The sequence below is a fragment of the Arthrobacter sp. JDC6 genome, assembly GCF_056484025.1.
Window position 1 is genome coordinate 3,746,442 of record NZ_CM151278.1, and the last position, 26,020, is coordinate 3,772,461.

A 26,020-nucleotide genomic window follows, 5' to 3' on the forward strand; every position below is an offset into this window, starting at 1 on the left:
ACTCAATGGCCAGCCATTACCCAGCGTCCGTCCACACTGCGTCGGTCCACACCGGACACCCTGCCGGCGCTCCTGCCGCCGCGCATCATCCTGTCCCGGCCCGCTTCCGGCCGGACCCGCGGGCGCTCCGGCGGCGGCTGGAACTGGCAGCGGTGCTGGCCGGGACCGCCGTGCTGTACTTGTGGAACCTTGGAGCATCCGGCTGGGCCAACGCGTTCTATTCCGCCGCGGCCCAGGCCGGATCGCAGGACTGGGCGGCCTGGTTTTTCGGCTCCTCCGACGCCGCCAACGCCATCACGGTGGACAAGCCGCCGGCGTCGTTGTGGGTCATGGGGTTGTCCGTCCGGATCTTCGGCCTCAGTTCCTGGAGCATCCTGGTCCCCCAGGCGCTGATGGGCGTCGGCACCGCCTGGCTGCTCTACCTGGCCGTACGGCGGGCCGCGGCGCCTGCCACGGCCGATCCACGGCTGGCGCACCGCACAGGACTGATCGCCGCAGCCGTCCTGGCCCTCACCCCCGTTGCCACGCTGATGTTCCGCTTCAACAACCCGGACGCCCTGCTGGTGCTGCTCATGACGGCAGCCGCCTACGCGGTCCTCCGTGCAGTCCAGGAGGACCGGTTGCGCTGGCTCCTGCTGGCCGGAGTGTTCCTGGGCTTCGGCTTCCTGGCCAAGCAGCTGCAGGTCCTGCTGGTGGTTCCGGGATTCGCCATCGCCTACGCGCTGGCAGGCCCGCACAGGCTCCCGCGGCGCCTGCTCCGGCTGGCCGCGGCGGGAGCGGCCATGGTGGCCTCCGCCGGGTGGTGGCTCCTGGCGGTGGAGCTGACGCCGGCCGGCCTGCGTCCCTACATCGGCGGATCGCAAAACGACTCCATCCTGGAGCTCACGCTGGGTTACAACGGGCTGGGCCGGCTGACGGGCGACGAGACCGGCAGTGTGGGCGGCGGCAACGGCTGGGGAGATCCCGGGCTGCTCCGGATGTTCAACAGCGAGTTCGGCGGCCAGATCGCGTGGCTGCTGCCGTCCGCCCTGATCCTTGCGGCGGGCCTGCTGTGGTTGGGCCGGCGGGCCCCGCGGACGGATGCGGTCCGCGCCGCCGTCATCATCTGGGGCTCGTGGGTGCTGGTGACGGGCCTGGTCTTCAGCTTCATGGCCGGCATCATCCACCCTTACTACGCCGTGGCGCTGGCGCCGGGGATCGCCGGGCTTGCGGGGCTGGGCACGGTCCTCCTGTGGCAGCACCGGCAGCAGCCACCCGCCGCACTCCTGCTGGCCGCAGCGGTGGCCGCGGCCGCCCTGATGGCCTTCCAGCTGCTGGGCACCACGTCCGCCTACGGCGCGTGGCTGCGTTGGCTGGTCCTTTCCGGAGGCTTGGCGGCCGCAGCGGGCGTGGCGTTCGGCAGGTTCCTGCGCTGGCGTGCCGTGCAGCGGACGACGGCGGCGCTCGCCATTGCGGCGTCGCTCACCGGGCCGCTGGCGTACTCCCTTTCCACGGCGTCGACAACGCACAGCGGGGCGATCGTCAGTGCCGGGCCCTCGTCGGGCTTCGGCCCTCGCGGGACGGGCCCTGGCCGGAGCGGGACAGGCAGCACCAGGCAGCCAACAACCCAGGGAAACACGGCCCGCCAGCAGGGCGCGCCCGGGGGAACACTTCCCGGCGGAACCGCTGCTGCCGGTGGTCGCGGAGGCGGGGCCGTGGGAGGCCTCTTGGGCGCCCCCACGCCGTCCGCGGAACTCGTGGCAGCACTCAGGAATGGCGCCTCGGGCTACACCTGGGCAGCGGCAGTGGTGGGGTCGAACAACGCTGCCGGTTACCAGTTGGCAACGGAACTGCCGGTCATGGCGGTGGGTGGGTTCAACGGCACAGATCCCGCCCCTACCTTGGCGGAGTTCCAGGATCTGGTGTCCCAGGGAAAGATCCACTACTTCATCACAGGCGGAACCATCCGGGCCAGTACCGGTTCGGACGCTGCCGCCCAGATCGCCCAGTGGGTGGCGAACAACTTCACGGCGCAGAGCATTGGCGGCACCACCGTCTACCTGTTGGCTGGGTAACGGGAACTGTAACGGTCGGCGCGCTGCGCTCATGAAATGGGGCGGCCATACCCCAATGGGACCGAGGTTACGAACGGGGAATCCGGCAAATCAACGCGCTGAGGATCGTGACTTCCGTTACCTAAATGTGACTTTCGCGTGCACTTCCTGTAGCGTCGATTGGGTGCGGCCCCCGTTCGGGCCGCATATCCCGGGTCGACGCCAAGCTCTGCCGCTTCCCCGGATTCCGATTGAGCTACGGCAGAGGCGGGGGACCCACCGTCCCGGGCATTGAATGCCCTTGGGGTTAAGCCAGTACGTGATCTTTCCGTACGGCCGGATGCCCTCATCCGAACCCGACAGCTAACTCCGCAGGTGTGAGAGGCGATCAATCATGTCCAAAAACACGGCAGAAGCACGCCTGCTGCAGGCCAAGGCTAAACACAGGGCCGCGCAGCAGGCCAAGAAGACCACCCTGGGCCAGCGCGCCGCCGTCCTTGCAGCATCGTGCGCGGTGCTGGTGGGGGTAGGCGCGGCAGGACAGGCCACCAGCAGCATGACTCCGGTGTCATCCACCGCGTCCAACCCTTCCACGTCAGCGTCCGACGCTCAAATGAGCATCGAGAAGAGCGATATCCGCTCCAACCCGGCAGCAAGCCCCGCGCCCGCTGCCATCAGCGTGGCACCGCAGGCAGCGGAACCGGCCCCCGCAGCGGCACCGGCAGCACCCGCAGCGCCTGCCCCGGCCCCGGCGCCTGAGCCCGCCCCCGCACCTGAGCCGGCTCGCGCCGTCGCGGTTAACGATCCTGCAGGCGCCCAGGCGTACGCCGCCAGCCAGCTGGGGGCGTTTGGCTGGGGACCGGACCAGATGCAGTGCCTGCAGACGCTGTGGACCAAGGAGTCCGACTGGACCACCACGGCCACCAATTCCAGCAGCGGGGCATACGGCATCGTCCAGTCCCTGCCCGCTGAGAAGATGGCAAGCGCCGGCGCGGACTACCTCACCAACTACCGCACGCAGATCAATTGGGGCCTGGACTACATCAAGAAGAGCTACCAGTCGCCCTGTGGTGCCCTGAACTTCCACCTGGCCCACAACTGGTACTAGGCACTCCTCCCCCCCCCGGCGGCAGCGATGCCGGGGGAACTGCACCAAAGCGGCGGGCCGCATCATCATGATGCGGCCCGCCGCTTTGGTTAACCAGCGCCCGGTCCGGCGCCCTGTCCGGTGTTCCCGCCAGCGCCCTGCCCGGCGTTCCGCCACGGGATGTACTGGACAGCCCACTTGTTTCCGTCCGGATCGGCGAAGTACACGAAGTGGCCCCAGTCCTGGACGTCCACATCGCTGACATCCACGCCGTTGCTCTTGAGCTGGTCATGCGCCGCATTGATGTCGTCGACCACCATCTGCAGGTTGGAGCCCGTGCCGGGCGGGGCGTCGACGAGTCCTTCGCCGATGCAGATGGAGCAGGCCGAGCCCGGCGGCGTCAACTGCACAAAGCGGATGGAGTCCGACGGCCGCTCGTCGTAGTCGGCGTTAAAGCCCACTTTGTTGACGTAGAAGTCCTTGGCACGGTCAACGTCGGATACGGGGACAAAGACAAGCTCGAGTTTCCAGTCCATCCGCACAGGCTAGCGGCGGGACACCCGTTGGGAAAGAGCCCGTTCAAACAGGGCCGAAGTGCTACCCGGCGATGCCGTAGAGGCGGTCGCCGGCGTCGCCCAGCCCGGGGACAATGTAGGACTTCTCGTTGAGCTTCTCGTCGATGGAGGCCAGGACGATGTGCACGTTGGCCCCTGACAGTTCCTCCTCCAGCCGCGCCAGGCCCTCGGGGGCGGCCAGCAGGCAGATGCAGGTGACGTCGGAAGCGCCGCGCTTGAACAGGAACTTGATGGCTTCGCGCAGGGTTCCGCCCGTGGCCAGCATGGGGTCCAGGACGAAAACCTGGCGGCCGGTGAGGTCCTCCGGCAGGCGCTCCGCGTAGGTGATGATGTCCAGCGTCTCCTCGTCCCGGGCCATGCCCAGGAAACCCACTTCAGCGGTGGGAACCAGCTTGGTCATGCCTTCCAGCATTCCCAGGCCGGCGCGCAGGATGGGAACCACCAGCGGGGTGGGCTTGGTGAAGGCGGTGCCGACGGTGGTGCTGACGGGCGTCTCGATGGTGACGGGCTCGGTGCGGACCTCCCGAGTGGCTTCGTAGGCCAGCAGGGTCACCAGCTCTTCCGTCAGCTGGCGGAAGACCGGCGACGGCGTGTTCTTGTCCCTCAGGACAGTGAGCTTGTGGGCGACCAGGGGGTGGTCAACAACGAGAGTGCGCATCCCCCAAAACTATCACTCGGCGCTGCCCTTCCCGCGTCCGGAGTGTTCGCCGTCGTGCAGTTCCTCGGCCACCACGTCCCGGACGATGGGACGGTCGAACGACGGCGCTGCCCCTGCGTGCTCGCGCCTTCGGACCAGGTGGAACAGCCGGTGGGCCAGGATAACGATTGCCACCCAGGCCAGGCCCAGGATCCAGCCGGCCATAACGTCCGTGAGCCAGTGGTGGCCCAGGAAGACCCGGCTCAGGCCCATGGCGATGATGAAGATCGAGCCGGCGGTGATGGCGGTAACCCGAACCCGCATGGTGTGGAACTGAAGGCAGATGAGGTAGATCACCAGACTGATCACCACGGTGGTGTTCAGGGTGTGTCCGCTGGGGAAGGATGGCGAATCCTCGTAAGGGGGGACGGCGTCCGCATGGTCGGGCCGGGTACGGCCCACCAGCTTCTTGCCGAACGTGGTGGCGGTGACGGACGCTGCCGCTGCACCGCCGATCAGGACCAGCGGACGCCAGTTCCGGCTCAGGAAGGTCAACCACGCTGTGAGGATGCTGGCCAGGATGGGCATCCCGATGCCGCCGCCGATGTTGGTGAAACCGGTGACAAAGGAGTCAAGGCCGGGGCTGCGGAGGCCTTCGGCAAAGGCAAGGGCAGGCTTGTCCAGGTTGGCCAGGCCAGCGGAGTCCACCACATCGTCGTAGACCTCTGCCCCAAGCAGCGCCAGGGACACGATGACCACACCGCCCACAAGGATGGTGAGGATCAACGCCGCATAGGGTTTGAACCAAATACCCAATCGGTCCCGAAGAGTGTCCATGGTGCCTCCCGGCATCGGCAAGTAACCTGACTAACCCCGAAACTATCATTGAGCCATGCCCTTGCCCGAAAAGAAACACGAGGCCTGGATGGGCCTTGCCCTGGCGGAGGCCCGCCGTGCGCTCGACACGGAGGACGTGCCCATCGGCGCCGTAGTGATAGGGCCCGACGGCGACCTTCTGGGTTCGGGACGCAACCAGCGGGAGGAGCTGGGCGACCCCACAGCCCACGCCGAGGTGGTGGCCATCAGGGAGGCGGCCGGACGGCTGCGGGAACGGGCACGGCTCGGCGGCGGCCGGGGCGACGGGTGGCGCTTGTCCGACTGCACGCTGGTGGTCACCCTGGAACCCTGCGCCATGTGTGCGGGCGCGATCGTCCTGGCGAGGATTCCCCGGGTTGTGTTCGGGGCCTGGGATGAGAAGGCCGGCGCTGCGGGATCGGTATTCGATATCCTCCGCGAGCGCCGGCTGAACCACTGGGTTGAGGTGTATCCCGGGGTCCGCGGGGAAGAGTGCGCTTCACTGCTGCGCGAATTTTTCGCCGCCCACCGGAGCAGCCTCTAGCCCTGCCGCTCCCCGTGTCCGCCGGGTCCCTCCAGGAGGGCCAGCACGTCCTGCGCTGTTTCGCTCCATCCCGGCAGCCTGGTCCGCGCATCAAGCGCGGCTGAACGCCATTTTTCCCGGGTCTTTCCATCCACCAGCCAACCCCGCAGGGCATTGGCCAGGCGGCCGGGACTCTCCTGTCCGCCGTCTGGAAGGGTAAGCAATGCCCCCGGAAGGCGGGGTTCGCCGTCGGCCGTTCCCAGCCCGCCCATGCCAAGCGCCTCCACCGCCCCGGTCCCGGCACGGACCAGAACAGGAATGCCGTGGGCCAGGGATTCGGTGACGGCCATGCCGAAAGCCTCCAGCCGCGACACCAGCAGGGTCAGGTCCGTCCGCCCCCATTCGGCCTCCAGGGCTTCGCCCATGAGCTCGCCGGTGAGCTGCACCCGCCGCTGGAGCCCGTGGGCAGTAATGGCAGCCCGGACCTCCCGTGCGTAGTCCGGGTCCGCCTGCTCGGAGCCCACGAACGACGCAGTCCACTCAAGGTCCTGGATCCGGGCCAGGGCATGCACGGACAGCAGCTGGTCCTTGTTGGGCAGCAGCGCGGCGATGACCGCCACGTGCGGCGGCCTGGATCCCTGGGCCAGGGGTGCGGGGTTGACGCCGGGAAGGACAACGGTGACCCGGGAAAGCCCCCTTTCCAGGAGGAGGGATGCAGACGACGTGCTGGTGCAGATCACGCCGGTCGCCGCACGGAGGGCTCTCGCTTCGCGTTCCAGGGCTGCAGCCCCGGAGCTTTCCTCAACGGGCATATGCACCAGGACCCATGTTTCCCCGCCCGCCTTCGCGGCGTATTCGAGTTCATCCGGGGCACCTACCGCCACCAGGCCGTCCACGATGGCCACTGCGTCCCCGTGGTGTGCCTCAGGTTCCCATGCTCCGAGGAGGGTGGCCAGCCGGCGTCGTTCCTTGGCGCCGGCGTCCGGCCAGTTGCCTTTCACGGCAACCACCTCCACCTCCGCGCCCCGTTCCTGCAGGCCCGCAACCAGGCGCGCGTTGTAGACGTTGCCGCCTGAGCTGTGGCGGATATTGCCGGGAACCAGCAGCCGGATGGGACGCATGGCTACGCGGTGAGGTCCAGGGAAAAGGTGGCCCAGGCGTCAGGATTCTCGCGCAGGGTGACCTCCAGTCCTGCGAGTTCACGGCCGTCGTCGTTGTCCTTGATCTCTGCGGCCACCTTCCGGGCGATGTACTCGGCGAGGGCTTCCGTGGTGCTGAGCTTGCCCTCGAAGTCCGGGTGCTCGTCCAGGTTGCGGTAGTTCAGGCCGGCGAGCACCTCCTCGATGATGGTCCCGGCGGCGCCGATGTCCAGGACGATCGCGTCGGCATTCAGGGCGCGACGGCGGAAAGCCACCTCGGCGACGAAGGTTGCACCGTGCAGGCCCTGGGCGGGGCCGAAAGCCTCACGGGGAAGGCTGTGGGCAATCATGAAGTGGCGGCGGATGGTCAGGCTGAACATTGTTACCTCAAGTCTTTGGGGGTGTGGGTGGCTGGGCTGGGCGCGGCACTGCCGGCAGGGTATTCGACGACGTGGCACAGGGCTTCCAGGCTGCCGTCCGCCAGGCTCTGGACCACGCCCGGCAGGTCCTCGAACCGGGACGATCCCGTCAGGAACGCGTCGAAGACGGGGTCCTTGAGCAGCGATACGGCCAGGTCCAGGCGGTCCGCATTGGTGCGCCTGTGGCGCCGGGAACGCGCCACCATGCCCACCTGGCTCGCCCTGATGGACAGCCGCCTGGCGTGGAAGTCCTCCCCCAGCGGCACAGTGACCTCACGGTTGGCATACCAGGACATTTCGATGATTTCGCCTTCATCGCCGGCGAGCTGCAGGCTGCGCTCCAGGCCTTCCTGCGAGGCCGAGCAGTGGAACACGATGTCGCAGTCCGCCAGGGCGTCATCGGGGTGTGCGAAGTCCACGCCCAGGGTGTCCGCGAGCTTTTTCCTGCCCGGATCGAGGTCCACCAACTGCAGGCGCTGCAACGGGAAGGTGCGCAGCAGCGTAGCCACCATGCCGCCCACCAGGCCGGCTCCGACAACGGCAATCCGGTCGCCCAGCCGAGGCCCGGCTTCCCACAGGGCGTTGACTGCGGTTTCCACCGTGCCGGTGAGGACCGCCCGCCGGGATGGAACGCTGTCGGGAACCCTGGTTAGAGAGGTCACCGGCACCACATAGAGGTCCTGATGCGGATTCAGGCAAAAGACGCGCCGGCCCTTCCACTCCTCAGGACCTTCCTCCACGACTCCCACCGAGAGGTAGCCGAACTTCACCGGCCCTGGGAACGTTCCCTCCTGGCGTGGGGCACGCATCTCTTCCGCGACACGTGGCGGCACGGCACCGGCGTGGACCACCATTTCGGTGCCCTTGCTGATGCCGGAGTACAGGGCACGCACCAAAGCTTCGCCCGTCCCCGGCGCGGGCACTTCTTCGGCCCTGAGCTCGCCGTGTTCCTTGGCGGTGGTCCAGTAAGCGGTTGCGTGGATCGGAGTCTGTGAATTTGTCATCTTGCTGATGAATCTAACCGGACGCGCGGTGGCGGGGAAAGTCCGACGGCGGATGGCGGGGTTTGGTGCCGCGCGGCGGCGTCCGTGCCAGCATCAAGGCGGGGCGGGTGCGGAGGGTGGCGCCGGGACGTGGACCTGCCGCAACTTGTGCGGGCGGACCGGACTGAAGACGCGGCAGTGCAGCAGCTTCGGCTTAGACGCCGAGGTGTTTAAGCAGTGCCTCTTCGAGGAGGCTTCGTTCGCCGGGCAGGAATCCGGGCGGCCACTTTGGTGGTTCCCAGTCCTGGTGTTCGCTTGTGTAGTGGCGGCCGGTGGGTGAGGTCCAGCCGGGTGGTTCGTTCGTGCTGGCCGGGGTGGGTTTCCAGGCGGTGGTGTGCCGGAGCCTGTGGTGTTTCGGGCAGGGCTGTCCCAGGTTGCTGATGCCGGTGGTGCCGCCGTGGTGCCAAGCGAGGAGATGGTCGGCCTCCGTGTCCAGGGAGGTGTTGCTGCAGCCCGGGAACGGGCATTTCCCGTCCCGCATCCGCAGCCAGGCCCGCATCGCCCTGGGAACCCGGTAACTCTTCCGGCCAATCTCCAACGGCGCCCCGTCCCGCGTGTCCACCAACACCCGGTAAAACGAGCCCGCCCCGTCCGCGACCAGTCGCCGCGCCATCGACGCCGGCACCGGACCATACCCGTCCAGCATCGCCGGTTCATCGGTCAGGCCCATCAGCGCGAACACCGGAACCGTGACCAGCACCTCGGCGCGAACCGATGGCAAGTGTCCCGGCCCGGCGCCGTCAGTGCCACCGGCACCGGCGCCCGGCCCCACAGCAGCTACGACGCCGGCAGTGGCACTGGCACTGGCACGGCTGAGACTGGTGCTGCCGCCCCGGGTGTCGCCGCTGCCGAGGAGGGCTGCGGCGAAACTGTCGGCCCGCAGCTGGGGCATGGTCCTGTCCTCGCCCGGCCCCTGCAAACTCCGCGCGGCAGCGGTGAGCCGGTTCCACCCAGCCTGGGCCTGGTCCGCGGGCAGGTACGCGCCCAGCCACGCCATCCCGTCCCGGTCCGGCCGGAACTCCACCCGCCGCTCCGCCACACCCCTGGCGTGCCGCTTCTCCATCGACTCGGCGTGGTGGCGTTCCCGCCAGGTCCGGGCCTTGACCCGGAACCGGTGCGCCGGCAGCTCCCCAACCGGGCACCCCCTGGCCGGGGGAAGGGCGTCCGGGTCCGGTGTATCGGGTGGCAGGAAATGCGCCTCCAACGCCGCCGCCCCCGCCACATCAAGGCCCGCCGTCTCATCTGCCAGCACCATCGCGTGCTGCCACGACAGGGCCCCGGACTGCAACGCCTCCAAAGTCCGCGGCAAGCTGCTGGTCAGGGCATGGGACGTGGCCAGGAACGACGCCGCCGCCCGCGGACCCAACGCCAGCACGCACCCGATCTCCGCCGCGACCGCCATCTCCTGCGCCACCACCGGCACCTCCCGGCCCGCCACAGCATGCGCAGCCTCCGCGTACCCCACCGCAGCCTTCGCCTTCACCCCCGCAACCCGCGCCTCCACCTCCCGGGCCCCGGCGAGGATGTCCAGGCACCCATCCGCCAAACCGGCCAGCGGATCAGAAACCGCATCAGCATCCGCGAACGCCTCCAGACCCGCCCCATCCACCTCAGCCTGAAGCACAGCAAGGGCAGCACGAATCTCCTCGAACGCCCTCACCACCGCCGCTTTCCCCATAAACCCATCATGGCAAGGGGGTCCGACAATTATGATCCTGCTCCAACGCCCATCCCCCAGGCAGCGCTGGGTTGGATGAAACCCGCAATAGGCACCCACTGTGCGTCCGTTTTGGGGATGCAGGCCTTGCTCCGGTACCCTATTGAGGTTGGTGACGTGTCCGAGCGGCCGAAGGTGCAACACTCGAAATGTTGTTTGGTGTAAAAGCCAACGTGGGTTCAAATCCCACCGTCACCGCCATATAGGAAAAGGCCCTGGGCTCCCTTGTACATCAAGGAAACCAGGGCCTTTTGCTTTCCCCGGGCCATATGTCCTCAGCGGCCAAAGCGTCAGCGCGCGGGATCGATCATCGTCATGCCCGCGACCTTAACAGTGTCGAACTGCGGGAGCATGTCAGCGGCCTCGGTCAGCCCGATAACGCGTTCGATGAGCTTCTGCGGTTCCAGTGACCCCGACTCGATGAGGGCGAGCATCTGCGGGTAGTCGGCCGCAGCCATCCCGTGGCTTCCGAACACATCCAGTTCCCAGGCAATAACGCGCGCCATAGGCACGCGGGGGTGACCCTCTATGGGCGGGAGGAGGCCGATCTGGACATGCCGTCCACGGCGACGAAGGCTCAGGAGCGCGTCGGCGCACGTCTGCTCGCTGCCGACAGCATCAATGGAGACATGGGATCCTCCCGTGATCGCATGCACCTGTGCGGGGATGTCCGAGCCGTCCGCGACCAATACGTGGTCTGCGCCGAGGGAAGCGGCCACCTCCAGGGCGGCGGGGTTCCGGTCGACAGCCACAACCTTTCCGCCGAGCGCCTTCGCAACCATGACGGCGCTGAGCCCCACACCGCCTGCCCCGACGATGGTGACCCACTCATCGGCCGCAAGCCGGGCCCGGCCCGTGAGCGCCCGGTAGGCAGTGGCGAAGCGGCATCCCAGGCTGGCCGCTGCTTCGAAGCTGACCCCTTCGGGAATTGCCACGAGGTTGGTGTCGGCCGCATGGATCACAACTTGCTCGGCAAAGGAACCCCAATGGGTGAAGCCTGGCTGCTGCTGCTCCGGGCAGACCTGCGCGTTGCCGCCGAGGCACCATTCGCAGGCGCCGCAGCCTTCCACAAAGGGTGCGGTCACGCGGTCGCCAACCGTCCATCTGGTCACACCCGAACCAACCACGGCCACAACGCCGGCGAACTCATGGCCTGGAACGTGCGGCAGAGCGATGTCGTCGTGGCCTACCCATGCGTGCCAGTCACTGCGGCATAATCCGGTGGCCACGACGGTGATCACCACACCGCCGGCAGGCGCCTCCGGGGCGTCGACCTCGTGAACCGCCAGCGGCCCGGCAATGCTGTTCATGACAATCGCGCGCATAGTGTCCTCCAGGCATCGAATTCGTCCCGTCCTGTTCAGCCGGGAGTCCGGCGACATCTTCGCACGCGGCGATGGTGCATCGAAAACCCTCCCCTGTGTCCTGCCGCGAAGCCGCACATGCTGGCCAGCCACGGATGCTGCCGGGAGCATTGGCGTCACTGCCGGTCTCCGCAGGATTAGAGAATCCGCTGATACATCCGGTGGTCCTGCCACCTGCCGGCTATCCGGAGGTAGTCGGGGGCCGTGCCGTAGGCCACGAAGCCATTCTTTTCCAGCACTCTTTGCGACGCCGTGTTGTGCACCAGGGTTGCTGCCTCGAGTCGGTGAAGTCCCAATGCAGCCTGTGAAATATTGACGGCCGCCGCTACTGCCGCCGTCATAAGCCCTTTTCCTTGGGCTGTGCGGGAAATCCAGTAACCAACGTGCGCGTTCTGGAATGCGCCACGCACGATTGAGCTGAGGGTCAGCAGCCCGATGATACCGTCATGTTGTGCCAGCACCAGGGGAAGTGACGTGCCCGAATCGAGTTCAACAAGCCGCCGCTCAACCACGTCCCGCTGGCCCTGGACGGTGTAGAACTCCTCGGGCCGGACAGGCTCCCACGGGGCGAGATATGACCGGTTCTCCTGAAACGCCGCTGCCAGCGCCTCTGCGTCCGACGCCCGGACGGGACGGAGCACAACACCTTCGGCAATCACACAGGAAAAGTCCACTGCTTCACACTACGCCGAGCCCATATAGGCGCCCACGTCCAGGACGGCGTCACTGCGGGGTCGGCAACGGCGGACGCCCCTGCGCTTCCGTCTCGACGCGCTTTTTGATGCCCAGGAGCATGGCGCGGTCCATGACCAGGTAGCCGGGCCGAAGAAGGAAGTCCGTCACACGAAGCCCGGCAGGGCGTCCCGGCCCCGTGCGCGTCCTGAGCAGCAGCCTGGTACCGGCAGCCTGGTACCGGCAGCACCGGCATCGTGGAGGACGAACTGCCAGGTTCCTGTCACTTTTCCGGGCGGGGCACCAGGGCTTGAGTCCAGAACAAGGTGGCGGCCCTCCTCCAGCTCCACCACGCGCGGCCCGCGCCGGCCGCCCGGGTAACCTTCCGGCGTGAAGGCGATGATGTCCCCCACCTGCAGGTCCTGCCACTCCGGATGAATGCGGTCCGCGTTCGTGACACCCAGATGCAGCAATCCGTTCTCCACCGCCGTGTAGGAATACAGCCCCGCCCGGTCCACACCCATTTGCACTATCCAGGGCCACACCTGGTCGGGACGGGCGGAGACAGTGACCGCCATGGTCTGGATGTCTTCGGGATCGGGAATCAGTTCGTCCCCGGGAAGGGGCATTGTTCTTTCGGGCTCCGTGGTTCCCCATGTCCCCAGGGCACGCGGCACGAGGGCGTGCGTGAGAAACCCGGCAGCGGCCGCAGCACCAAGGAATCCGGAAAGCCGGCGGCGGGAAGGGGTGGATGAATGATTCGTGCCTGTCTTCGGCCGAATGAAGGCCAGGACATCCGACGCCGTGCTGCTCATGGCACGCCTCCCTTTGGTTGAGGTGGTTCCGCGATGCCTTGCAGCCTACAAACCATCATCTGGCCGCCACAGAGTCCAAGGCCCCCCTTGCGGCCGCCCTGCAACGACTGACGTCCCAGGCAGGCAACTGCCTGGCAACCACCCATCAAGAAGTCATCAGGCAGTGCGAAGAACGTGGCGGTCTTCGGAACCCAGCCCTGGCCTTCCGGGCATGAAAGAGGCGCCACCGCTGTTGCGGCGGCGCCTCCTTCTTCAGTACCTGCTCAAAGCCGGGTGTCGAACGACCCGCAAAATACGTTCTCGTTGAACGTTCCCTGGAACGCGGACTTGCCCTGGATCTTCTCTACCGCGGCACGGATGGCTTCCCGAGTCCCGGCATGCGCGTGGATTGCCGTCTTCACCATGGGCACGTCAATCAGGTGGTTCGGCTGGTTGAGGGACACGAACACCGTGGGCACCTCCGTGACGTACCACGGGATCTCGGCTGCCATCGGCGAGGACCACTTGATCCGGATGGCGGCCTCCTGGGCGAAGCCCTTGACGTTGGCAAAGACAAATGCGGCGTCGTACTTTTCCGCGTAGTCCCCGGTGGCTTCCTCGGAGATGACGGACATGAAGTTCACCCCGGTCTCCCCCGCCGCCTCGCGCTGTTCAGCCGTCCGGTACAAGAACACTTCGAAGCCGGCGGCCTCCAGTTCCTCCTTCACCACGTCCAGGTAGGCCAGCGGATCTGCCCGCGTGAAGTCGGCGCCGCCGGAAATGCCGTACAACCGGATCCGCGGATGAGTCCCGGGGGTAATGGGCAGGTTCCCTGCCGTGTCCTTGACCAGTGTGACGGTCTTGTCGGCGATCTCGGCCGCAATCGCCCGGTGCGCCTGACTGCCGATCACGGCCAGCGCCTCGGCCGGCGGCACCAACTGGTCAGCGGATTTCAGGTGCAGCCCCAAGGATGCCTTCAGTCCGAGGATCCGCCGCAGGGCGTCGTGCAGCCGCTGCTCGGTGATGACCCCGGACTTGTATCCGTCCAGCATGTACTGGAAGTCCTCGGCGGGGTTCCGGAAGAACAGGAACATGTCGCAGCCGGCCGCAATCGTTGCCGGAACCAGGTCCTTCCGCTTCATCGCCTGCGTCAGGCCCACCATCTGCGAGGCGTCGGTGAGGACCAGGCCATTGAAGCCCAGTTCGCCGCGCAGCAGGTCCTGCAGCAGTTCCGGGGACAACGTGGCCGGCAGGATCCCGGCATCAGGAAGACCCGGCCGGAAATGCCGCGAGACCTCCGGCGCCCCAATATGGCCCACCATGATGGACTGCACGCCGTGCGCGATCATCTCCCGGTACACGTGCCCGTAGGTCCGGTTCCATTCCTCGTACCCGAGGGTGTTGTAGGACGTGACCACGTGCTGGTCCCGCTCGTCGATGCCGTCGCCCGGGAAGTGCTTCATGGCGCAGGCAGTGGGTGATTCGCTGATGCCGTCGAAGTACTCCTTGGCGCGCTCCACCACCACCTCCGGCGTATTGCCGAAGGACCGTGTGGAAATGACGGTGTTCCGCCAGTTGTAGTGGATGTCCACGATCGGCGCGAAGGCCCAATTGCAGCCCAGGGCAGCCGTCTCCACGCCTGCCACCTGCCCCATCTGCCGGGCGATGTTCCTGTCCGGGTGCGAGCCTGCCTGCAGGTGCGTGGATACGAACGTGCCGTCGTCGCAGCTGCCGGCCCCGCCCATCTCCGGGTTGGAGGCAATCAGCAAGGGAATCCGGGACTTGGACTGCGCGTAGCGGATATGTTCCTGGACGGCGGCGGACGGGCCGGGCCGGTACCGCATGCCGCCCACGTGGTAGTTTTCCAGCACCCCGTCGAGGTATCCGGGCGAGTAGTCGTTGTTGTGGTTGATGAACAGCTGCCCGATCTTTTCCTCGAGCGTCATGGCACCAATGGTGCCTTCCACCCAGGCGATCGCGCCGGCGTCGAGCATGAATGGCGCTGCCGCAAGGTCGACGTCGAACTGGCGCGGCCTGGTGCCCGCGGCCCCCATGGCAGGAGGTACGACGGCGGCAATCCCCTTGAGTGCCTCCGCCACCACGTCCTGAACGGGTGCGGCGATGTCAACCACCACGCCGCGCTCGTCTTCCTGCAGAGGTTCCAGTGTGGCGAGTTGGGATTCCAGCAGCGCGGGAGGCATGAAGTGCCCGGTCCGTCCCTCGGTCCGCGCCTTCAGAACCTCCTTGCTGCCGTCCAGGTGCAGGAAGACGGTGTCCGGGGCCTGTTCCCGGATGGCGTCCCGGTAGCTTCGGCGCAGGGCAGAACACGCCAGGACCAGCCCACCGTCGCCCGCAGCCGCCAGCTTGCTGCCCACCGTTGCGAGCCATGGCCAGCGGTCCTCGTCCGTCAGCGGTGTGCCCGCGGCCATTTTCGCGACGTTCTCCACGGGGTGGAGGGAATCGCCGTCAACGAACGGGACGCCCAGTTCGCGGGCGACGAGGTCACCGATGGTGGTCTTGCCGCAGCCGGAGACGCCCATGACGATAATGCGATGTTTGATCATTGTTTGGTCCTTGCCAGTCGTGGCGGTCTCACCAGTCGTGGACGGTGCCGTCGACGAGGCGGTTGTAGGGCAGGTAGGCCTGCTGGTAGGGGTAGGCCGCGGCGGCTTCTTCGTTGAATTCGACGCCGATGCCCGGCTTGTCGCCCGGGTGCAGGTACCCATCCACGAACGTCATGGACTGCTCAAAGACCTCGTTGGTCTTGGCCGAGTGCTGCATGTACTCCTGGATCCCATAGTTATGGATCGCCAACCCCACGTGCAGCTGCGCCGCGAACCCCACCGGGGAAATATCGGTCGGACCGTGGAAACCGGACTTGATCTGGTACTGCGCCGCGAAATCCATCACCTTCTTCAACGGACTGATCCCACCGAAGTGCGTGGACGCCGCCCGCACATAATCAATCAACTGCTCCTTGATCAGCGTCTGGAAGTCAAACACCGTATTGAAGATCTCCCCGATCGCCAACGGCGTGGTGGTGTGCTGCCGCACCAGGCGCAGCCCCTCCTGGTTCTCCGCCGGCGTGCAGTCCTCCAACCAGAACAAGTCATACGGCTCCAACGCCTTGCCCAGCTTCGCCGCCTGGATCGGCGTCATCCGGTGATGCCCGTCATGCAGCAACGGCAACTCCGGCCCAAACTCGTTCCGCACCGCCTCAAAGACCGTGGGCAGGTGCCGCAGATACGCCCGGGTATCCCAGTCCTCCTCCTGCGGGAACGCACCCCGCCCGGCCGGCTCATAGTCATACCGCTCCCCCGAAGCCTGCGCCTGCGCCGCAACCCCATACACGGCCTTGATCCCCGGGATCGCCGTCTGGATCCGGATCGACCTGTACCCCAACTCCAGATGCTCCCGCACCGAATCAAACAACGACTCAATATCCGCACCCGAAGCATGCCCATACGCCCGCAACCCGTTCCGCGACGCACCACCGAGCAACTGGTACACCGGCAACCCGGCCACCTTGCCCTTGATATCCCACAACGCCATATCCACCGCAGCGATCGCCGCCATCGTCACCGGACCCCGCCGCCAATACGCACTCCGATACAGGAACTGCCACGTATCCTCAATCCGGTGCGGATCCTTGCCAATGAGCAACTGCGCCACATGTTCCTTCAGGTAGGCGGCCACAGCCAGCTCGCGGCCGTTCAGGGTGGCATCACCAATGCCCGTCACACCCTCGTCCGTGGTGATCCGGAGGGTCACGAAGTTTCGGGTGGGGCTGGTAACGAACACTTCCGCGGCAATGATTTTCACAGCTGGTCCTTTCGGAGACGGTCGGTCGGAGGGGGGCGTTGTGGCGGGAAGGAGTGTTTTCGGTGGTCAGTGGAGTTCCGCGTGGGTGGCGGCCTGCCGGCTTGTACCGGCGGCGGCTACAGCCTGGCGGGCTTTGATCTCGGCGACGATTTCCGCGTGGGCGGTGTCAGTGAGCCTGTAGAACTTCATGATGGCCATGCCCAGCCCACAGAGGACCAGGGGCACCAGTCCTGCGGCAAGCTGCAGCCCTTGGATGGTGGCCTCGCTTTGGCCGCTGTCCGACCGGACGTAGCCGGCGCTGGCAATGGCGTAGGCCATGACGGCTCCGCCCAGCGCCTGGCCCATCTTCCGGGTGAAGGAGAAGAGGGAGTAGATAATGCCTTCGGTTCGGACACCCGTACGTGCTTCGCCATACTCCACAGTGTCCGCCTCCAGTGCCCACACCACGATGTTCATCATCTGCACGCCCAGGAGGCTGATGACGAGCCCGGTGAAGGCCAGGTAGGTCAACGAGTGCGGGGCCAGCATGACCACCAGCGAACCGAGCACCACCAGGCCTCCGGCTGCCAGGTACAGCGCCTTCTTCCCCCAGCGCCGGACCATGGCCGGCGTGAGCACGATGACCACCACGGCCAGGACCACGTTGATGACGGCCATGGGCTGGGCAAGGCTGACATTCTGCAGCACGTCCCGCAGGTAGTAGACCTGGATGGTGGACAGCCCCGTGCTGGCGGTAAGCATCAGCAGGGATGAAATGCAGAGCATGAGCAGTGGACGGTTGCCCTTCAGGGTGGCCAGGGACTGCTTGAAGGTCACCTTGGGAACCTCGCGGTGGACCACTTCCCGGGTAGTGAAGACGGTCAGCAGGTAGAGCGCCATGCCCACCACTACGAAGGCAATGGTCAGCGTGGTGAAGAGTGGCTGCAGCTGCGCGGCACCCTGTTTGGTGAGCGGCGTGATGAAGAACAGCAGGCCGGAACCCACAACGAGTGAACCGCAGGAGCGGGCAGCGCCCAGTTTGGCACGCTCCGCCGGCTGCTGCGTCATGGCGCCGGCCAGCGAGCCGTACGGGATATTGACCATGGAGTATGCCAGGCCCAGGCCGGCGTAGGTCAGGTAGGCATACGCAAGCTTGCCGTCATGGCTCCAGTCCGCCGGGACGGAGAAGGTCAGGGCACTCATGATCAGCAGGGGAAGGCCACCGAAGAGGATGAAGGGGCGGAACTTGCCCAGCTTCCTGTGGAAGGTGCGGTCAACGATCCGGCCCGCGAAGATGTCCGCAAAAGCATCAAAGACGCGCACCAGGAGGAAGAGGGTGCCTGCTGCCGCCGCTGAGATACCGGCGACGTCCGTGTAGTACAGCAGGAGGTAGGTGGTGGAGAGGGTGAATGCAAGATTGTTGGCAAGATCCCCCGCGCCATAGCCGAGGATGCTGAGCTTGGTCAGCCTGTTCATTCTGAGAGTCCTAACGCGTCATTGCGGTGGTGGCCAAGAGAAGAAGTGCGGGCCGCGTGGGCGCGCCGGGTGTTGCTCCGGCAGTAATACTAACGAAACGGCAAACCCAGTGGCAACCGGTTGCCAAAAATTGCCATAATTTCGTTTCACACAAAAACTGCCCGGCACGCGCACGTGCCGGGCAGATCTGACTCATGATTATTCGGAAGCGGAACGCCCGGCAGCGGTGCCGCACAGGCTTTCCACCAGCCCCACCACACCGGCATCCCCTGCCAAGGCAGGGTCGACAACTGCCAGCAGCGCCTTGATTCGCTCAGTGCCTGGCAGCCGGTTGGCGGCTGTCACGGCCTGCTCCAGAGGGTCGTGGAACGGGGACGCGCTGGCACTGTAGTCCATCCATGCGGCAATCATCAGCGCCGCCGCGGCACCGGACCGTCCGGCGGCGCGTTCAGCCTGCAGCACCGGGATAGCGCGCATCCGAAGTTTGGTACTGCCGTCCATGGCAATCTGGGCCAGGTTATGGGCGATCCTCGCGTTGCTGAAACGGGCCAGGAGAGCCTGCCGGTACTCGGGTATCCGCAGGTCGGCGGGGCCGGCAAGGTTCGTTTCTGCTTCGTCCCAGAAAGCCTCCACTGCCCGCCTGCACCAGGGGTCGGCCAATGCCTCCGCGACGGTCGCATGGCCCCGCAACTGGCCCGCATAAGCCAGCAGTGAGTGTGCGCCGTTCAGCAGCCACAGTTTCCGGTTCTCGTAGGGTTCGATGTCCTGGACGAACAGGGCACCTGCGTCCTCCCATCGCGGGCGGCCCGCGGGGAAGTCCCCGCTGAGCACCCAGCTTGAAAAGGGTTCAGCCACCACCGGGGAATTGTCCACGTAACCGCAGGCTTCCCGGACGACGGCGAGGTCCCCTTCCGTGGTCCTGGGCGTGATCCGGTCCACGGATGTGCTCACGAAGCTGACATTGCCCGTGACCCACGCGGCGAATTCGGAATCCCAGGCCCCGGCAAACCCCGCCACTGCCTGCCGTGCCACCGTGCCGTTGTTGGACAGGTTGTCGCAGCAGACAATCGCGATCGGCCCGGAACCGGCTTCCCGGCGGGCGGCGAGCGCAAGCACCAGCCGTCCCAACGGCGTGGTGGGCCGTCCGCTGCCGGAACCCAGCAGCGCAAGGTCGGCGGCGACGTCGGGCGCCTTGGTGTCCAGCTTGCCGTCCGCACCCAACCCGTAGGCGGCCTCGGTGATGGTCAGCGTTACCAGGGCGGTCTCCGGTGCAGCCACGAGGGCGGCAAGCCGCTCGATGTCCGCACCGTCCAGGGCCTCCACGATGCTGCCCATGACAGTAAAGGAGTCGCCCTCGTCTGCGCGTTCCACCAGCGTGTAGAGACCATCCTGTTCAGCCAGGGCAAGGGCCGCATCCGGCCGGCGGCCAGTGAAGGCGGCGATCCCCCAGCCGGCGGAATCTGATGCCTGTTGGGTGTACCAGGCCTGGTGCGAGCGGTGGAAGGCGCCCAGCCCCAGGTGGACAATGCGGACCGGCGCCTTGGGCACCTGACGGAGCGTCCGGTTCAGCCGCGGAAGCTCCGCAGTGGGCGGCGTGGCCGACGGAGGGGACGTAAAGGGGGCACTCACAGCTTGAACACCCGGCGGGGCGAGGCGTCCACGATGTCCACGATCAGTTCGTGCGCCCGCTCTTCGGTGACCCGGTGCTCGGCCACGAGCCGCGCCAGGAAGGAGGCTTCGATCCGCCGGGCCGTGTCATGGCGGGCCGGGATGGAGCAAAAGGCCCGGGTGTCATCGATGAAGCCGGAGGACCGGGAGAAGCCCGCCGTCTCCGTCACGGCAGACCGGAAACGGAGCATGGCGTCCGGCGCATCCAGGAACCACCACGGCGCTCCCAGGTACACCGACGGGTAGAACCCGGCCAACGGGGCAAGTTCCCGGGAGAACACCGTCTCGTCGAGCGTGAAGAGGACCAGGTGGAAGTCCTTGGCGGTCCCGAAATCCTGCAGCAGGGGCCGGATGGCCTCGGTGTAGTTGACCGCCACAGGAATATCGTGGCCGGTATCCGCCCCGAACGCCTCGAACGTGGGGGCATGGTGGTTGCGGAAGGATCCGGGGTGGACGGTCATCACCAGGCCGTCCTCCACGGACATCCGCGCCATCTGGTAGATCATGTGCGCTTCGAAGGCTTCCCTGTCAGCTGCATCCGCCTGGCCGTTGCGCCCGCGCTCAAAAAGCCGCTCCGCCTCGGCGTCGTCCAGCTTCAGGGTGGCAGGAGTGAAAACGCCGTGGTCGGCCGAGACGGCGCCCCGCTCCACGAAATGCCTGCGCCGGGCCTCAAGCGCCTTGATGTACCCGGCGTAACCCGAAGCGCCATCCCCCGCCGAAGCGATCAGGCGGTCCACGTTGTCCCGCCAGGCCGGGTGCGCCATGTTCAGGTACTGGTCGGGGCGGAAGGTGGGCAGGACGCGCCCGGCAAAGGATGGGTCCGCGTGCAGCGCGGCGTGGCTGTCCAGTGAGTCCAGGGGATCATCCGTGGTGGCCAGCACCTCGATGTTGAATTCCTTGAACAGCTCGCGCGGCCGGAAGCCCGGCTCAGAGAGCTTGGCCTGCAGGGCGTCGTAAAGCCGGTCCGCGTTCTCCCGGGACGGTTCCTCCGCCAGGCCGAACACGTGGGCGAACTCCTGCCGGATCCAGTAACCGGATGCCGTTCCCTCAAAGGTGGGCCAGGCGGCACAGAAGTGGCGCCAGACCTCCCGTGACGCGGCGGGTTGGCTGCCCAGCCCCAGCTGGTCCATGGGCACCCCGCCGGCGTGGATCAGCCGGGTGACGTAGTGGTCCGGGGTGACCAGCAGGGCAGCCGGGTCCGGGAAAGGGGTATTCTGCTCGATGACCGCAGCGTCCACGTGCCCGTGCGGGGAGATGATGGGCAGCCCTTCCACAGTTGTGAACAGTGACCGTGCGATGCTCCGGACACCGGGATCAGCCGGCAGCAGCCGGTCGGGGTGTTCCGCAATCGGCGTTCCCACGGGTCATCGCCTCCCTGCGGGGACGGAAAGTCCCGCCAGCGCGGCCGCGGAGCGGAGGTAGTCAAGGTTATCTGCCGTCCGTTCAGCCAGCGGGAGTTCGGTGGAGAAATCCTCCACCGTCACCCAGCCGTCATAGCCATGGGCCGCTAGTGCCTTGAAGTACTCCAGCACGCTGCCCTGGCCGGAACGCAGCGGGGCCCACTCGTTCCGGAAGATGGCGGCACCGGAGTCGTCGGTTTTGCCGCTGTTGACCCAGACGGCGTTTTTGACGTGCACGTGGGCCAGGTAGTCGCCCAGGAGCTGGAACGCGGGGAGGTAGTCCTCCTGGCCTTCGATCAGCAGGTTGCCGAGGTCATGGATGACTCCCACGTGCCGCGGATCAAGTCCGTCCAGCAGCCGCAGCGCGGACGAGGCCGAAGCGGTGATGGTGCGGTGGTGCAGTTCCACGAGTGCCTTCACGCCGTGGTGGGCAGCCCGTTCGGCGATCCACTCGAAGTCACGGCGGGCACCGGCAAACAGCTCAGGGTACGGGGTACCGCTGGCCGGTTCGTTCCCCCAGACGGCCGTTCCCAACGGAGGGGTGGTCACCCGGACCTGCCCGGCGCCGAGCCTGGCAGTGGCGGCCAGCATCCGGTCAACGTCCGCATGGTTGTCGCACCGTGCATATCCCCCGATGCCGGAGAATTCCAGGCCCGCGCCGGATGTGAGGGCGGCAATCCGGTCCAGGTGGTCCTCCATGCCGGTGAGCGGGACGGTGGCCTTGTTGCCGGCCCAGAAGCCCGGCTCGGCGGCGTCGGCCTGGTCGGTGATCCGCCACTCAATGCCATCCCAGCCCTGCCGGGCCAGGTGCTGCACTGCTTCGTCGGGGGTCCATTCGGGGGTTGATGCGGTAAATACTGAAAACTTCATGGCTCAGGCGCTTTCTGCCGAAGTGCCGCCGGTGCGGACTTCGAGGTCGTTGTACTTGCCGGCCAGGACATCGTCGAAGAGGACGGGCTGGCCAAGCGTGGCCGAAACGTAGACGGAACGCACCGCGGCGAGTGCGTTGACGGCGTCGCTGACGGTGACGCCGGCCTGCCGCCCACCGGCGATGGCGCCCAGGATGTCCCGGTACTGCCGGACGTGGCCGGCCGGATACACGGTGGGGTCCGCGGCCTTGTAGTCCTCCTCGGGGTATTTGGCCAGTTCCTCTTCCGCCTGGTTGCCCCCGCCCTGAAGGCCCATGTCCGCGGACTCGCCGCCCGCGTCCTTGCTGTGGAAGTACTGCAGCCGATCGTTGTCCACCACCGCCGAGCCCTCGGACCCCATGAGCTGGACGCGCACGGTCAGCCCCGGGTAGGCAGCGGTGGTGGCGTGCAGGACGGCCAGGCCGCCGTTTTCGAAGGTGATGGTGGCAACGGCGGTGTCTTCCACCTCGATGCGTTCGTGCGCAAGCCTGGCGGTGTGCGCATGGATCTCAACGGGGCGTCCCATGAACCACAGCAGCAGGTCCACCGTGTGGACACCCTGGTTCATCAGCGCACCGCCGCCGTCCATGGCCCAGGTGCCACGCCAGTCGCCGGAGTCGTAGTATCCCTGGCTGCGCCACCAAGCCACGGAAGCGATGGCGGACGTCAGCCGCCCGAAACGTCCCTTGGCCACAGCGTCGGCAACGGCGACGCTTGACTGGTCAAACCGGTGCTGGCTGATCACCGAGGCAACAATCCCCTTGCTGGCCGCTTCCTTGGCTGCGGCTTCGATTTCCTGGGCCCGGGTAAGGTCAACGTCGAGTGGCTTTTCGATCACCACGTGCTTACCGGCGGCCAGGACTTCCAGGCCCTGCTGGATGTGGAGGCCGCTGGGGGTGGCCAGGGCCACAAGATCGATGTCCTCAGCCGCAAAGGCCTCCGCCTGCGTGCTGTACAGCGCCGGCCTCTGGCCGCCGCGCTGTTCGATAAAGTCCGCCAGGGCCTCGGCGGCGGCCGGGATGGCATCCACCAGTGCCACGATCCGGGCTTCCGGAAATGCCTCGAGGGCTACGGCGTGGGTGCGCCCGATGACGCCGCATCCGGTGATGGCTACGTTAAGGGTGCTCATGCGGTCTGGACTCCTGCTTCTGCGGTGACTTTTGCAAAGGCGCGTGCTGCGATGCCGAACGCGGTGGGGCCGGAGAAACCGCCCAGTCCGTGGGCACCGGCGAGGTGCGGCTCCAGGGAGGCGAAGCCCTGGTACCCGTCTGCCTTCAGGGCCTCCACTGTGCGGAGCACATCCCCGTCGCCTTCACCTGCCGGCACCACGTGGCCGTTTTCGAACAGTGCGTCCTTGACCTGCAGGTACTCAAGGTGCGGACGCAGTTTGGCGTATCCCTCATCGAAGGGCTTGACCCCCACCTGGACGAAGTTCGCGGCATCCCATGCCACCTTCAGCGCGGGCGAGTTGACGGTTTCGATGATGTCCAGGACGCGGTCTGGTACGTCGCCGAAAATGTCTTTCTCGTTCTCGTGCAGCAGGATCACGCCCGCTTCCTCAGCCACATCGGCGAGCGCCCGCATGCGTTCGATGACGGCATCGCGGATGGACTCCACCTGCACGGACTCGCCGTAGTAGAAGGAGAAGATGCGGATGTACCTGGCGTCCAGGACCTTGGCGGCGTTGACCGCCCGGCGCAGCCGTTCCACTTCGTGCTCCACCGGCAGGCTGACGTCCACCTTGCCAATGGGGGAAGCGACGGCGGAGACCTTCATGCCCTTCTCCGCCAGCAGGGACGCCAGGGACTGGAGCTGTTCATCGCTCAGGTCCACGATGTTGGTGCCCCAGGCGCTGCGGACTTCAATGTGGTTGGCGCCGAGGGCCTGCAGCACTGCTATCTGGACCGCTGGGTCGTCGTCGATTTCATCGCCGAAGCCTGACAGCTGCCACGTGACCTGGGTGGTCGAAACCATGGTTATTTAACTCCTCCGGCGGTGAGCCCGCCTACTAGGTAACGCTGGAAAATCAGGTAAAGAATGACCACAGGAGCGGCGCAAACCAATGCCGCCGCCATCATCTGGCCGTAGAACGGAATGGCGCCGCCTTCCTGCGAAGCACCAAAGATTTGGAGTGCGACGGCGGCCGTCTGGCTTTCCGGGCGGGTCATCACCGAGGCGAACAACACGTCATTCCAGCCCAGCAGGAAGGCGAAGATGCCCGAAACCACGATGCCGGGCCAGCTCAGCGGAAGGATGATCCGGAACAGGACGCCAAGGTGGGACGCGCCGTCGATCCGTGCTGCTTCTTCAAGTTCCTTGGGAAGCCCGCGAAGGTAGGTGACCATCACCCAGGTGGAGAACGGCATGGCGAAGGTGAGGTAGGTCACGAACAGGCCCCACTGGGTTCCGATCACCTGTATGCCGAGGTAGGTTGCCGCCGAGGAAAACAGGACGAAGACCGGCAGCACCATGAGGGTTCCGGGCACCGACTGCAGTGCCAGCAGCCCGCGGAGGATGGTCAGCCTGCCGCGGAAGCTGTAGCGGACCAGGACGAACGCAGTGGAGATGGACATCGCTGCGGAGACCACCGCGGTTGCTCCCGCCACCAGGACGCTGTTGGTGAGGCCGGTGGCCAGGCCAACGCTGGTCCAAATCTTCGAGTAGTTATCGAATGTGACTGAGGACGGCCAGAACTCGCCATTGGCCACCCCGATGTCCGAGTTCACCGAAGCCAGGAAGATGTACAGCACAGGGATCAGGACAAGTGCGCCGAGGAATACCAGGATGATGACCAGCAGGGGGCCCGGAAGGAGCCGGAGCACCTCATGCTGGCGGTGCGAGCCCGGACGGTCAACATCAACGGTTGACGCACTCCGCCGGGTGGCTGTCGTGGTGCTCATTTCTTCGCTCCTGGTGTTTCGGCGTCGTCAAGCTTGACGGCACGGAGGTAGACGAACAGCGGAATGGCGATCAGCACCAGGGAAATGAAGGCCATTGCGGCGCTGAGTCCAAAGCGGAAGCTCTGGAAGCTGGTGACGTAGGTCAGGATGGGGAGGACTTCGACGTCGGCCGGCGCAGGGACGCCGAACAGCACGAACGGGAGGGTGAAGTTGTTGATGTGGTGCAGCATCCCGATCAGGAAGGCCAGAGCCAGCGGGCCCTTCAAGTACGGGAACACCACGTACCGGAGCTTGTTCCACCACAGCGCACCGTCGAGTGCCGACGCTTCGTGCACCTCATGGTCCACCGACTGCAGGCCGGACAGGGCCAGCAGGTAGATGAACGGCCACGATGCCCAGATCTGGACCAGTACCAGCGTCCAAAAGGTCTGCGGGCCGTTGAGCCACAGCCCCACGTGGATCCCCACGGTGGCCAAGGCCTCGTCCACGATCCCGCCGGGCTGGAGCATGGTGCGCCAGACGGTGGCCACCACGAAGGATGGGAGGACGTACGGGATGAGGAAGACCGAGCGGATCACTGCCCGGCCCTTGAACGCGTTCTGCGTGGCCACCGCGGCGGCGATGCCCAGCGGCAGCGTCACCACCATGGCCAGCAGCGAGTAGCTGACACTGAGCCAGACGGCGTGCAGCAAGGGCGATGCCGTCACCGCTTCAACGAAGTTTTCGGCTCCGATGAGCGGCGCACTGATCCATTTCCGCAGGGTGTACTGGTCCAGGTTGAGGACGGACATGTAGATGCCCAGCAGCAGCGGGACCACGATGATGATGATCATCAGGACCCCACCCGGGATCAGCATCCAGAGCGGCCGGTTGCGTTCGCTCATTCCCTTGCGGCGTAGGCCGCCCTGGTGGCCGGGCTGTTGCCCGGCGTCGTGTGAATCGCGGGGCGCCCGGCCCGCGGCGGAATCCACCGCAGGCCGGAGTTCATGAGAGGCGTCGGTTGACATCA

23 protein-coding genes, 1 tRNA gene and 1 riboswitch are annotated in these 26,020 nt (G+C 66.4%); of the genes, 4 read left to right on the plus strand and 20 right to left on the minus strand.

Annotated features, from left to right (window positions below; genetic code table 11):
- Positions 1-5 precede the first annotated feature (5 nt).
- Together ACV095_RS17275 and ACV095_RS17280 are read left to right on the plus strand one after the other, a co-directional pair.
- Positions 6-2,054 (plus strand): ArnT family glycosyltransferase, encoded by a 2,049-nt coding sequence (locus ACV095_RS17275; RefSeq protein ID WP_478222353.1) that lies wholly within the window; start codon positions 6-8, stop codon positions 2,052-2,054.
- A gap of 207 nt (positions 2,055-2,261) precedes the next feature.
- Positions 2,262-2,422: riboswitch (cyclic di-AMP (ydaO/yuaA leader) on the plus strand.
- A gap of 5 nt (positions 2,423-2,427) precedes the next feature.
- Complete coding sequence (locus ACV095_RS17280; RefSeq protein ID WP_478222354.1) at positions 2,428-3,141, plus strand: aggregation-promoting factor C-terminal-like domain-containing protein; 714 nt, start codon at positions 2,428-2,430, stop codon at positions 3,139-3,141.
- Between the two features lie 89 nt (positions 3,142-3,230).
- On the opposite strand, the gene ACV095_RS17285 is transcribed toward ACV095_RS17280, so the two are convergent.
- From ACV095_RS17285 to ACV095_RS17295, 3 genes are all read right to left on the minus strand, one after another.
- Complete coding sequence (locus ACV095_RS17285; RefSeq protein WP_223993820.1) at positions 3,231-3,656, minus strand: VOC family protein; 426 nt, start codon at positions 3,654-3,656, stop codon at positions 3,231-3,233.
- Positions 3,657-3,717: 61 nt separating this feature from the next.
- Positions 3,718-4,353, minus strand: coding sequence for a uracil phosphoribosyltransferase (gene upp, locus ACV095_RS17290; RefSeq protein WP_018771241.1), 636 nt, complete (start codon positions 4,351-4,353; stop codon positions 3,718-3,720).
- 12 nt (positions 4,354-4,365) lie between these two features.
- Positions 4,366-5,169: a phosphatase PAP2 family protein gene (locus ACV095_RS17295; RefSeq protein WP_043425400.1), complete on the minus strand. Its 804-nt coding sequence runs from the start codon at positions 5,167-5,169 to the stop codon at positions 4,366-4,368.
- Between the two features lie 55 nt (positions 5,170-5,224).
- Between ACV095_RS17295 and tadA the strand changes: the two genes are divergently transcribed.
- A complete protein-coding gene (gene tadA, locus ACV095_RS17300; protein ID WP_478222355.1) occupies positions 5,225-5,731 on the plus strand; it encodes a tRNA adenosine(34) deaminase TadA in 507 nt (168 codons plus the stop codon).
- Here the strand turns inward: tadA and ACV095_RS17305 are convergent.
- The 4 genes from ACV095_RS17305 to ACV095_RS17320 all read right to left on the minus strand — a co-directional run bounded on the left by ACV095_RS17305 (position 5,728) and on the right by ACV095_RS17320 (position 9,989).
- Entirely contained in the window at positions 5,728-6,831 is a 1,104-nt protein-coding gene (locus ACV095_RS17305) for a glycosyltransferase family 4 protein (protein WP_478222356.1), read from the minus strand. The two genes, tadA and ACV095_RS17305, sit on opposite strands and share 4 nt — an antisense overlap.
- A 2-nt stretch (positions 6,832-6,833) precedes the next feature.
- Entirely contained in the window at positions 6,834-7,229 is a 396-nt protein-coding gene (locus ACV095_RS17310) for a 6-pyruvoyl trahydropterin synthase family protein (protein WP_018771245.1), read from the minus strand.
- Between the two features lie 2 nt (positions 7,230-7,231).
- Positions 7,232-8,272 carry a zinc-dependent alcohol dehydrogenase gene (locus ACV095_RS17315; protein WP_478222357.1) on the minus strand — a complete coding sequence of 347 codons (1,041 nt, stop codon included), beginning with the start codon at positions 8,270-8,272 and terminating at the stop codon, positions 7,232-7,234.
- 193 nt (positions 8,273-8,465) lie between these two features.
- The gene (locus ACV095_RS17320) at positions 8,466-9,989 is read right to left on the minus strand and encodes an HNH endonuclease signature motif containing protein (RefSeq protein WP_478222358.1); all 1,524 of its coding nucleotides are present in this window, start codon (positions 9,987-9,989) and stop codon (positions 8,466-8,468) included.
- Positions 9,990-10,139: 150 nt separating this feature from the next.
- Between ACV095_RS17320 and ACV095_RS17325 the strand changes: the two genes are divergently transcribed.
- Positions 10,140-10,229: transfer RNA gene (locus ACV095_RS17325), tRNA-Ser, on the plus strand.
- A gap of 89 nt (positions 10,230-10,318) precedes the next feature.
- On the opposite strand, the gene ACV095_RS17330 is transcribed toward ACV095_RS17325, so the two are convergent.
- From ACV095_RS17330 to ACV095_RS17390, 13 genes are all read right to left on the minus strand, one after another.
- Complete coding sequence (locus ACV095_RS17330) at positions 10,319-11,353, minus strand: zinc-binding dehydrogenase (protein ID WP_056392115.1); 1,035 nt, start codon at positions 11,351-11,353, stop codon at positions 10,319-10,321.
- Between the two features lie 176 nt (positions 11,354-11,529).
- Positions 11,530-12,066 carry a GNAT family N-acetyltransferase gene (locus ACV095_RS17335; protein ID WP_478222359.1) on the minus strand — a complete coding sequence of 179 codons (537 nt, stop codon included), beginning with the start codon at positions 12,064-12,066 and terminating at the stop codon, positions 11,530-11,532.
- A gap of 165 nt (positions 12,067-12,231) precedes the next feature.
- Complete coding sequence (locus ACV095_RS17340) at positions 12,232-12,879, minus strand: hypothetical protein (protein ID WP_478222360.1); 648 nt, start codon at positions 12,877-12,879, stop codon at positions 12,232-12,234.
- Between the two features lie 263 nt (positions 12,880-13,142).
- Positions 13,143-15,422 carry a gluconokinase, GntK/IdnK-type gene (locus ACV095_RS17345; RefSeq protein ID WP_478222361.1) on the minus strand — a complete coding sequence of 760 codons (2,280 nt, stop codon included), beginning with the start codon at positions 15,420-15,422 and terminating at the stop codon, positions 13,143-13,145.
- A 28-nt stretch (positions 15,423-15,450) separates the two neighbouring features.
- Complete coding sequence (gene manD / locus ACV095_RS17350; RefSeq protein ID WP_478222362.1) at positions 15,451-16,680, minus strand: D-mannonate dehydratase ManD; 1,230 nt, start codon at positions 16,678-16,680, stop codon at positions 15,451-15,453.
- A 66-nt stretch (positions 16,681-16,746) separates the two neighbouring features.
- Positions 16,747-18,135, minus strand: coding sequence for a glucuronide transporter (gene uidB, locus ACV095_RS17355; RefSeq protein ID WP_018772185.1), 1,389 nt, complete (start codon positions 18,133-18,135; stop codon positions 16,747-16,749).
- Positions 18,136-18,333: 198 nt separating this feature from the next.
- Positions 18,334-19,683 (minus strand): mannitol dehydrogenase family protein, encoded by a 1,350-nt coding sequence (locus ACV095_RS17360; RefSeq protein WP_478223471.1) that lies wholly within the window; start codon positions 19,681-19,683, stop codon positions 18,334-18,336.
- Between the two features lie 77 nt (positions 19,684-19,760).
- Positions 19,761-21,164: a glucuronate isomerase gene (uxaC, locus tag ACV095_RS17365; protein ID WP_056391223.1), complete on the minus strand. Its 1,404-nt coding sequence runs from the start codon at positions 21,162-21,164 to the stop codon at positions 19,761-19,763.
- 3 nt (positions 21,165-21,167) lie between these two features.
- Positions 21,168-22,073, minus strand: coding sequence for a sugar phosphate isomerase/epimerase family protein (locus ACV095_RS17370; protein WP_223993800.1), 906 nt, complete (start codon positions 22,071-22,073; stop codon positions 21,168-21,170).
- Positions 22,074-22,076: 3 nt separating this feature from the next.
- Positions 22,077-23,240, minus strand: coding sequence for a Gfo/Idh/MocA family protein (locus ACV095_RS17375; protein ID WP_056391229.1), 1,164 nt, complete (start codon positions 23,238-23,240; stop codon positions 22,077-22,079).
- Positions 23,237-24,085, minus strand: a complete 849-nt coding sequence (locus ACV095_RS17380; protein WP_056391232.1) for a sugar phosphate isomerase/epimerase family protein — start codon at positions 24,083-24,085, stop codon at positions 23,237-23,239. Before ACV095_RS17380 ends, ACV095_RS17375 begins: the two co-directional genes overlap by 4 nt.
- Before the next feature lie 2 nt (positions 24,086-24,087).
- Positions 24,088-25,011 carry a carbohydrate ABC transporter permease gene (locus ACV095_RS17385; RefSeq protein WP_018772179.1) on the minus strand — a complete coding sequence of 308 codons (924 nt, stop codon included), beginning with the start codon at positions 25,009-25,011 and terminating at the stop codon, positions 24,088-24,090.
- Positions 25,008-26,018, minus strand: a complete 1,011-nt coding sequence (locus tag ACV095_RS17390; RefSeq protein ID WP_478222363.1) for a carbohydrate ABC transporter permease — start codon at positions 26,016-26,018, stop codon at positions 25,008-25,010. The genes ACV095_RS17385 and ACV095_RS17390 overlap by 4 nt, the downstream gene beginning before the upstream one ends.
- Positions 26,019-26,020 lie beyond the last annotated feature (2 nt).

Bases quoted from the DNA above. Each gene is read 5' to 3' on its own strand.
- ACV095_RS17390 (WP_478222363.1), bottom strand. From the start codon at position 26,018: ATGTCAACCGACGCCTCTCATGAACTCCGGCCTGCGGTGGATTCCGCC.
- ACV095_RS17285 (WP_223993820.1), bottom strand. From the start codon at position 3,656: ATGGACTGGAAACTCGAGCTTGTCTTTGTCCCCGTATCCGACGTTGAC.
- upp (WP_018771241.1), bottom strand. From the start codon at position 4,353: ATGCGCACTCTCGTTGTTGACCACCCCCTGGTCGCCCACAAGCTCACT.
- ACV095_RS17320 (WP_478222358.1), bottom strand. From the start codon at position 9,989: ATGGGGAAAGCGGCGGTGGTGAGGGCGTTCGAGGAGATTCGTGCTGCC.
- ACV095_RS17330 (WP_056392115.1), bottom strand. From the start codon at position 11,353: ATGCGCGCGATTGTCATGAACAGCATTGCCGGGCCGCTGGCGGTTCAC.
- ACV095_RS17310 (WP_018771245.1), bottom strand. From the start codon at position 7,229: ATGTTCAGCCTGACCATCCGCCGCCACTTCATGATTGCCCACAGCCTT.
- ACV095_RS17340 (WP_478222360.1), bottom strand. From the start codon at position 12,879: ATGAGCAGCACGGCGTCGGATGTCCTGGCCTTCATTCGGCCGAAGACA.
- ACV095_RS17375 (WP_056391229.1), bottom strand. From the start codon at position 23,240: ATGAGCACCCTTAACGTAGCCATCACCGGATGCGGCGTCATCGGGCGC.
- uidB (WP_018772185.1), bottom strand. From the start codon at position 18,135: ATGAACAGGCTGACCAAGCTCAGCATCCTCGGCTATGGCGCGGGGGAT.
- ACV095_RS17305 (WP_478222356.1), bottom strand. From the start codon at position 6,831: ATGCGTCCCATCCGGCTGCTGGTTCCCGGCAATATCCGCCACAGCTCA.
- ACV095_RS17295 (WP_043425400.1), bottom strand. From the start codon at position 5,169: ATGGACACTCTTCGGGACCGATTGGGTATTTGGTTCAAACCCTATGCG.
- ACV095_RS17345 (WP_478222361.1), bottom strand. From the start codon at position 15,422: ATGATCAAACATCGCATTATCGTCATGGGCGTCTCCGGCTGCGGCAAG.
- ACV095_RS17370 (WP_223993800.1), bottom strand. From the start codon at position 22,073: ATGAAGTTTTCAGTATTTACCGCATCAACCCCCGAATGGACCCCCGAC.
- ACV095_RS17385 (WP_018772179.1), bottom strand. From the start codon at position 25,011: ATGAGCACCACGACAGCCACCCGGCGGAGTGCGTCAACCGTTGATGTT.
- ACV095_RS17280 (WP_478222354.1), top strand. From the start codon at position 2,428: ATGTCCAAAAACACGGCAGAAGCACGCCTGCTGCAGGCCAAGGCTAAA.
- tadA (WP_478222355.1), top strand. From the start codon at position 5,225: ATGCCCTTGCCCGAAAAGAAACACGAGGCCTGGATGGGCCTTGCCCTG.
- ACV095_RS17315 (WP_478222357.1), bottom strand. From the start codon at position 8,272: ATGACAAATTCACAGACTCCGATCCACGCAACCGCTTACTGGACCACC.
- ACV095_RS17380 (WP_056391232.1), bottom strand. From the start codon at position 24,085: ATGGTTTCGACCACCCAGGTCACGTGGCAGCTGTCAGGCTTCGGCGAT.
- ACV095_RS17275 (WP_478222353.1), top strand. From the start codon at position 6: ATGGCCAGCCATTACCCAGCGTCCGTCCACACTGCGTCGGTCCACACC.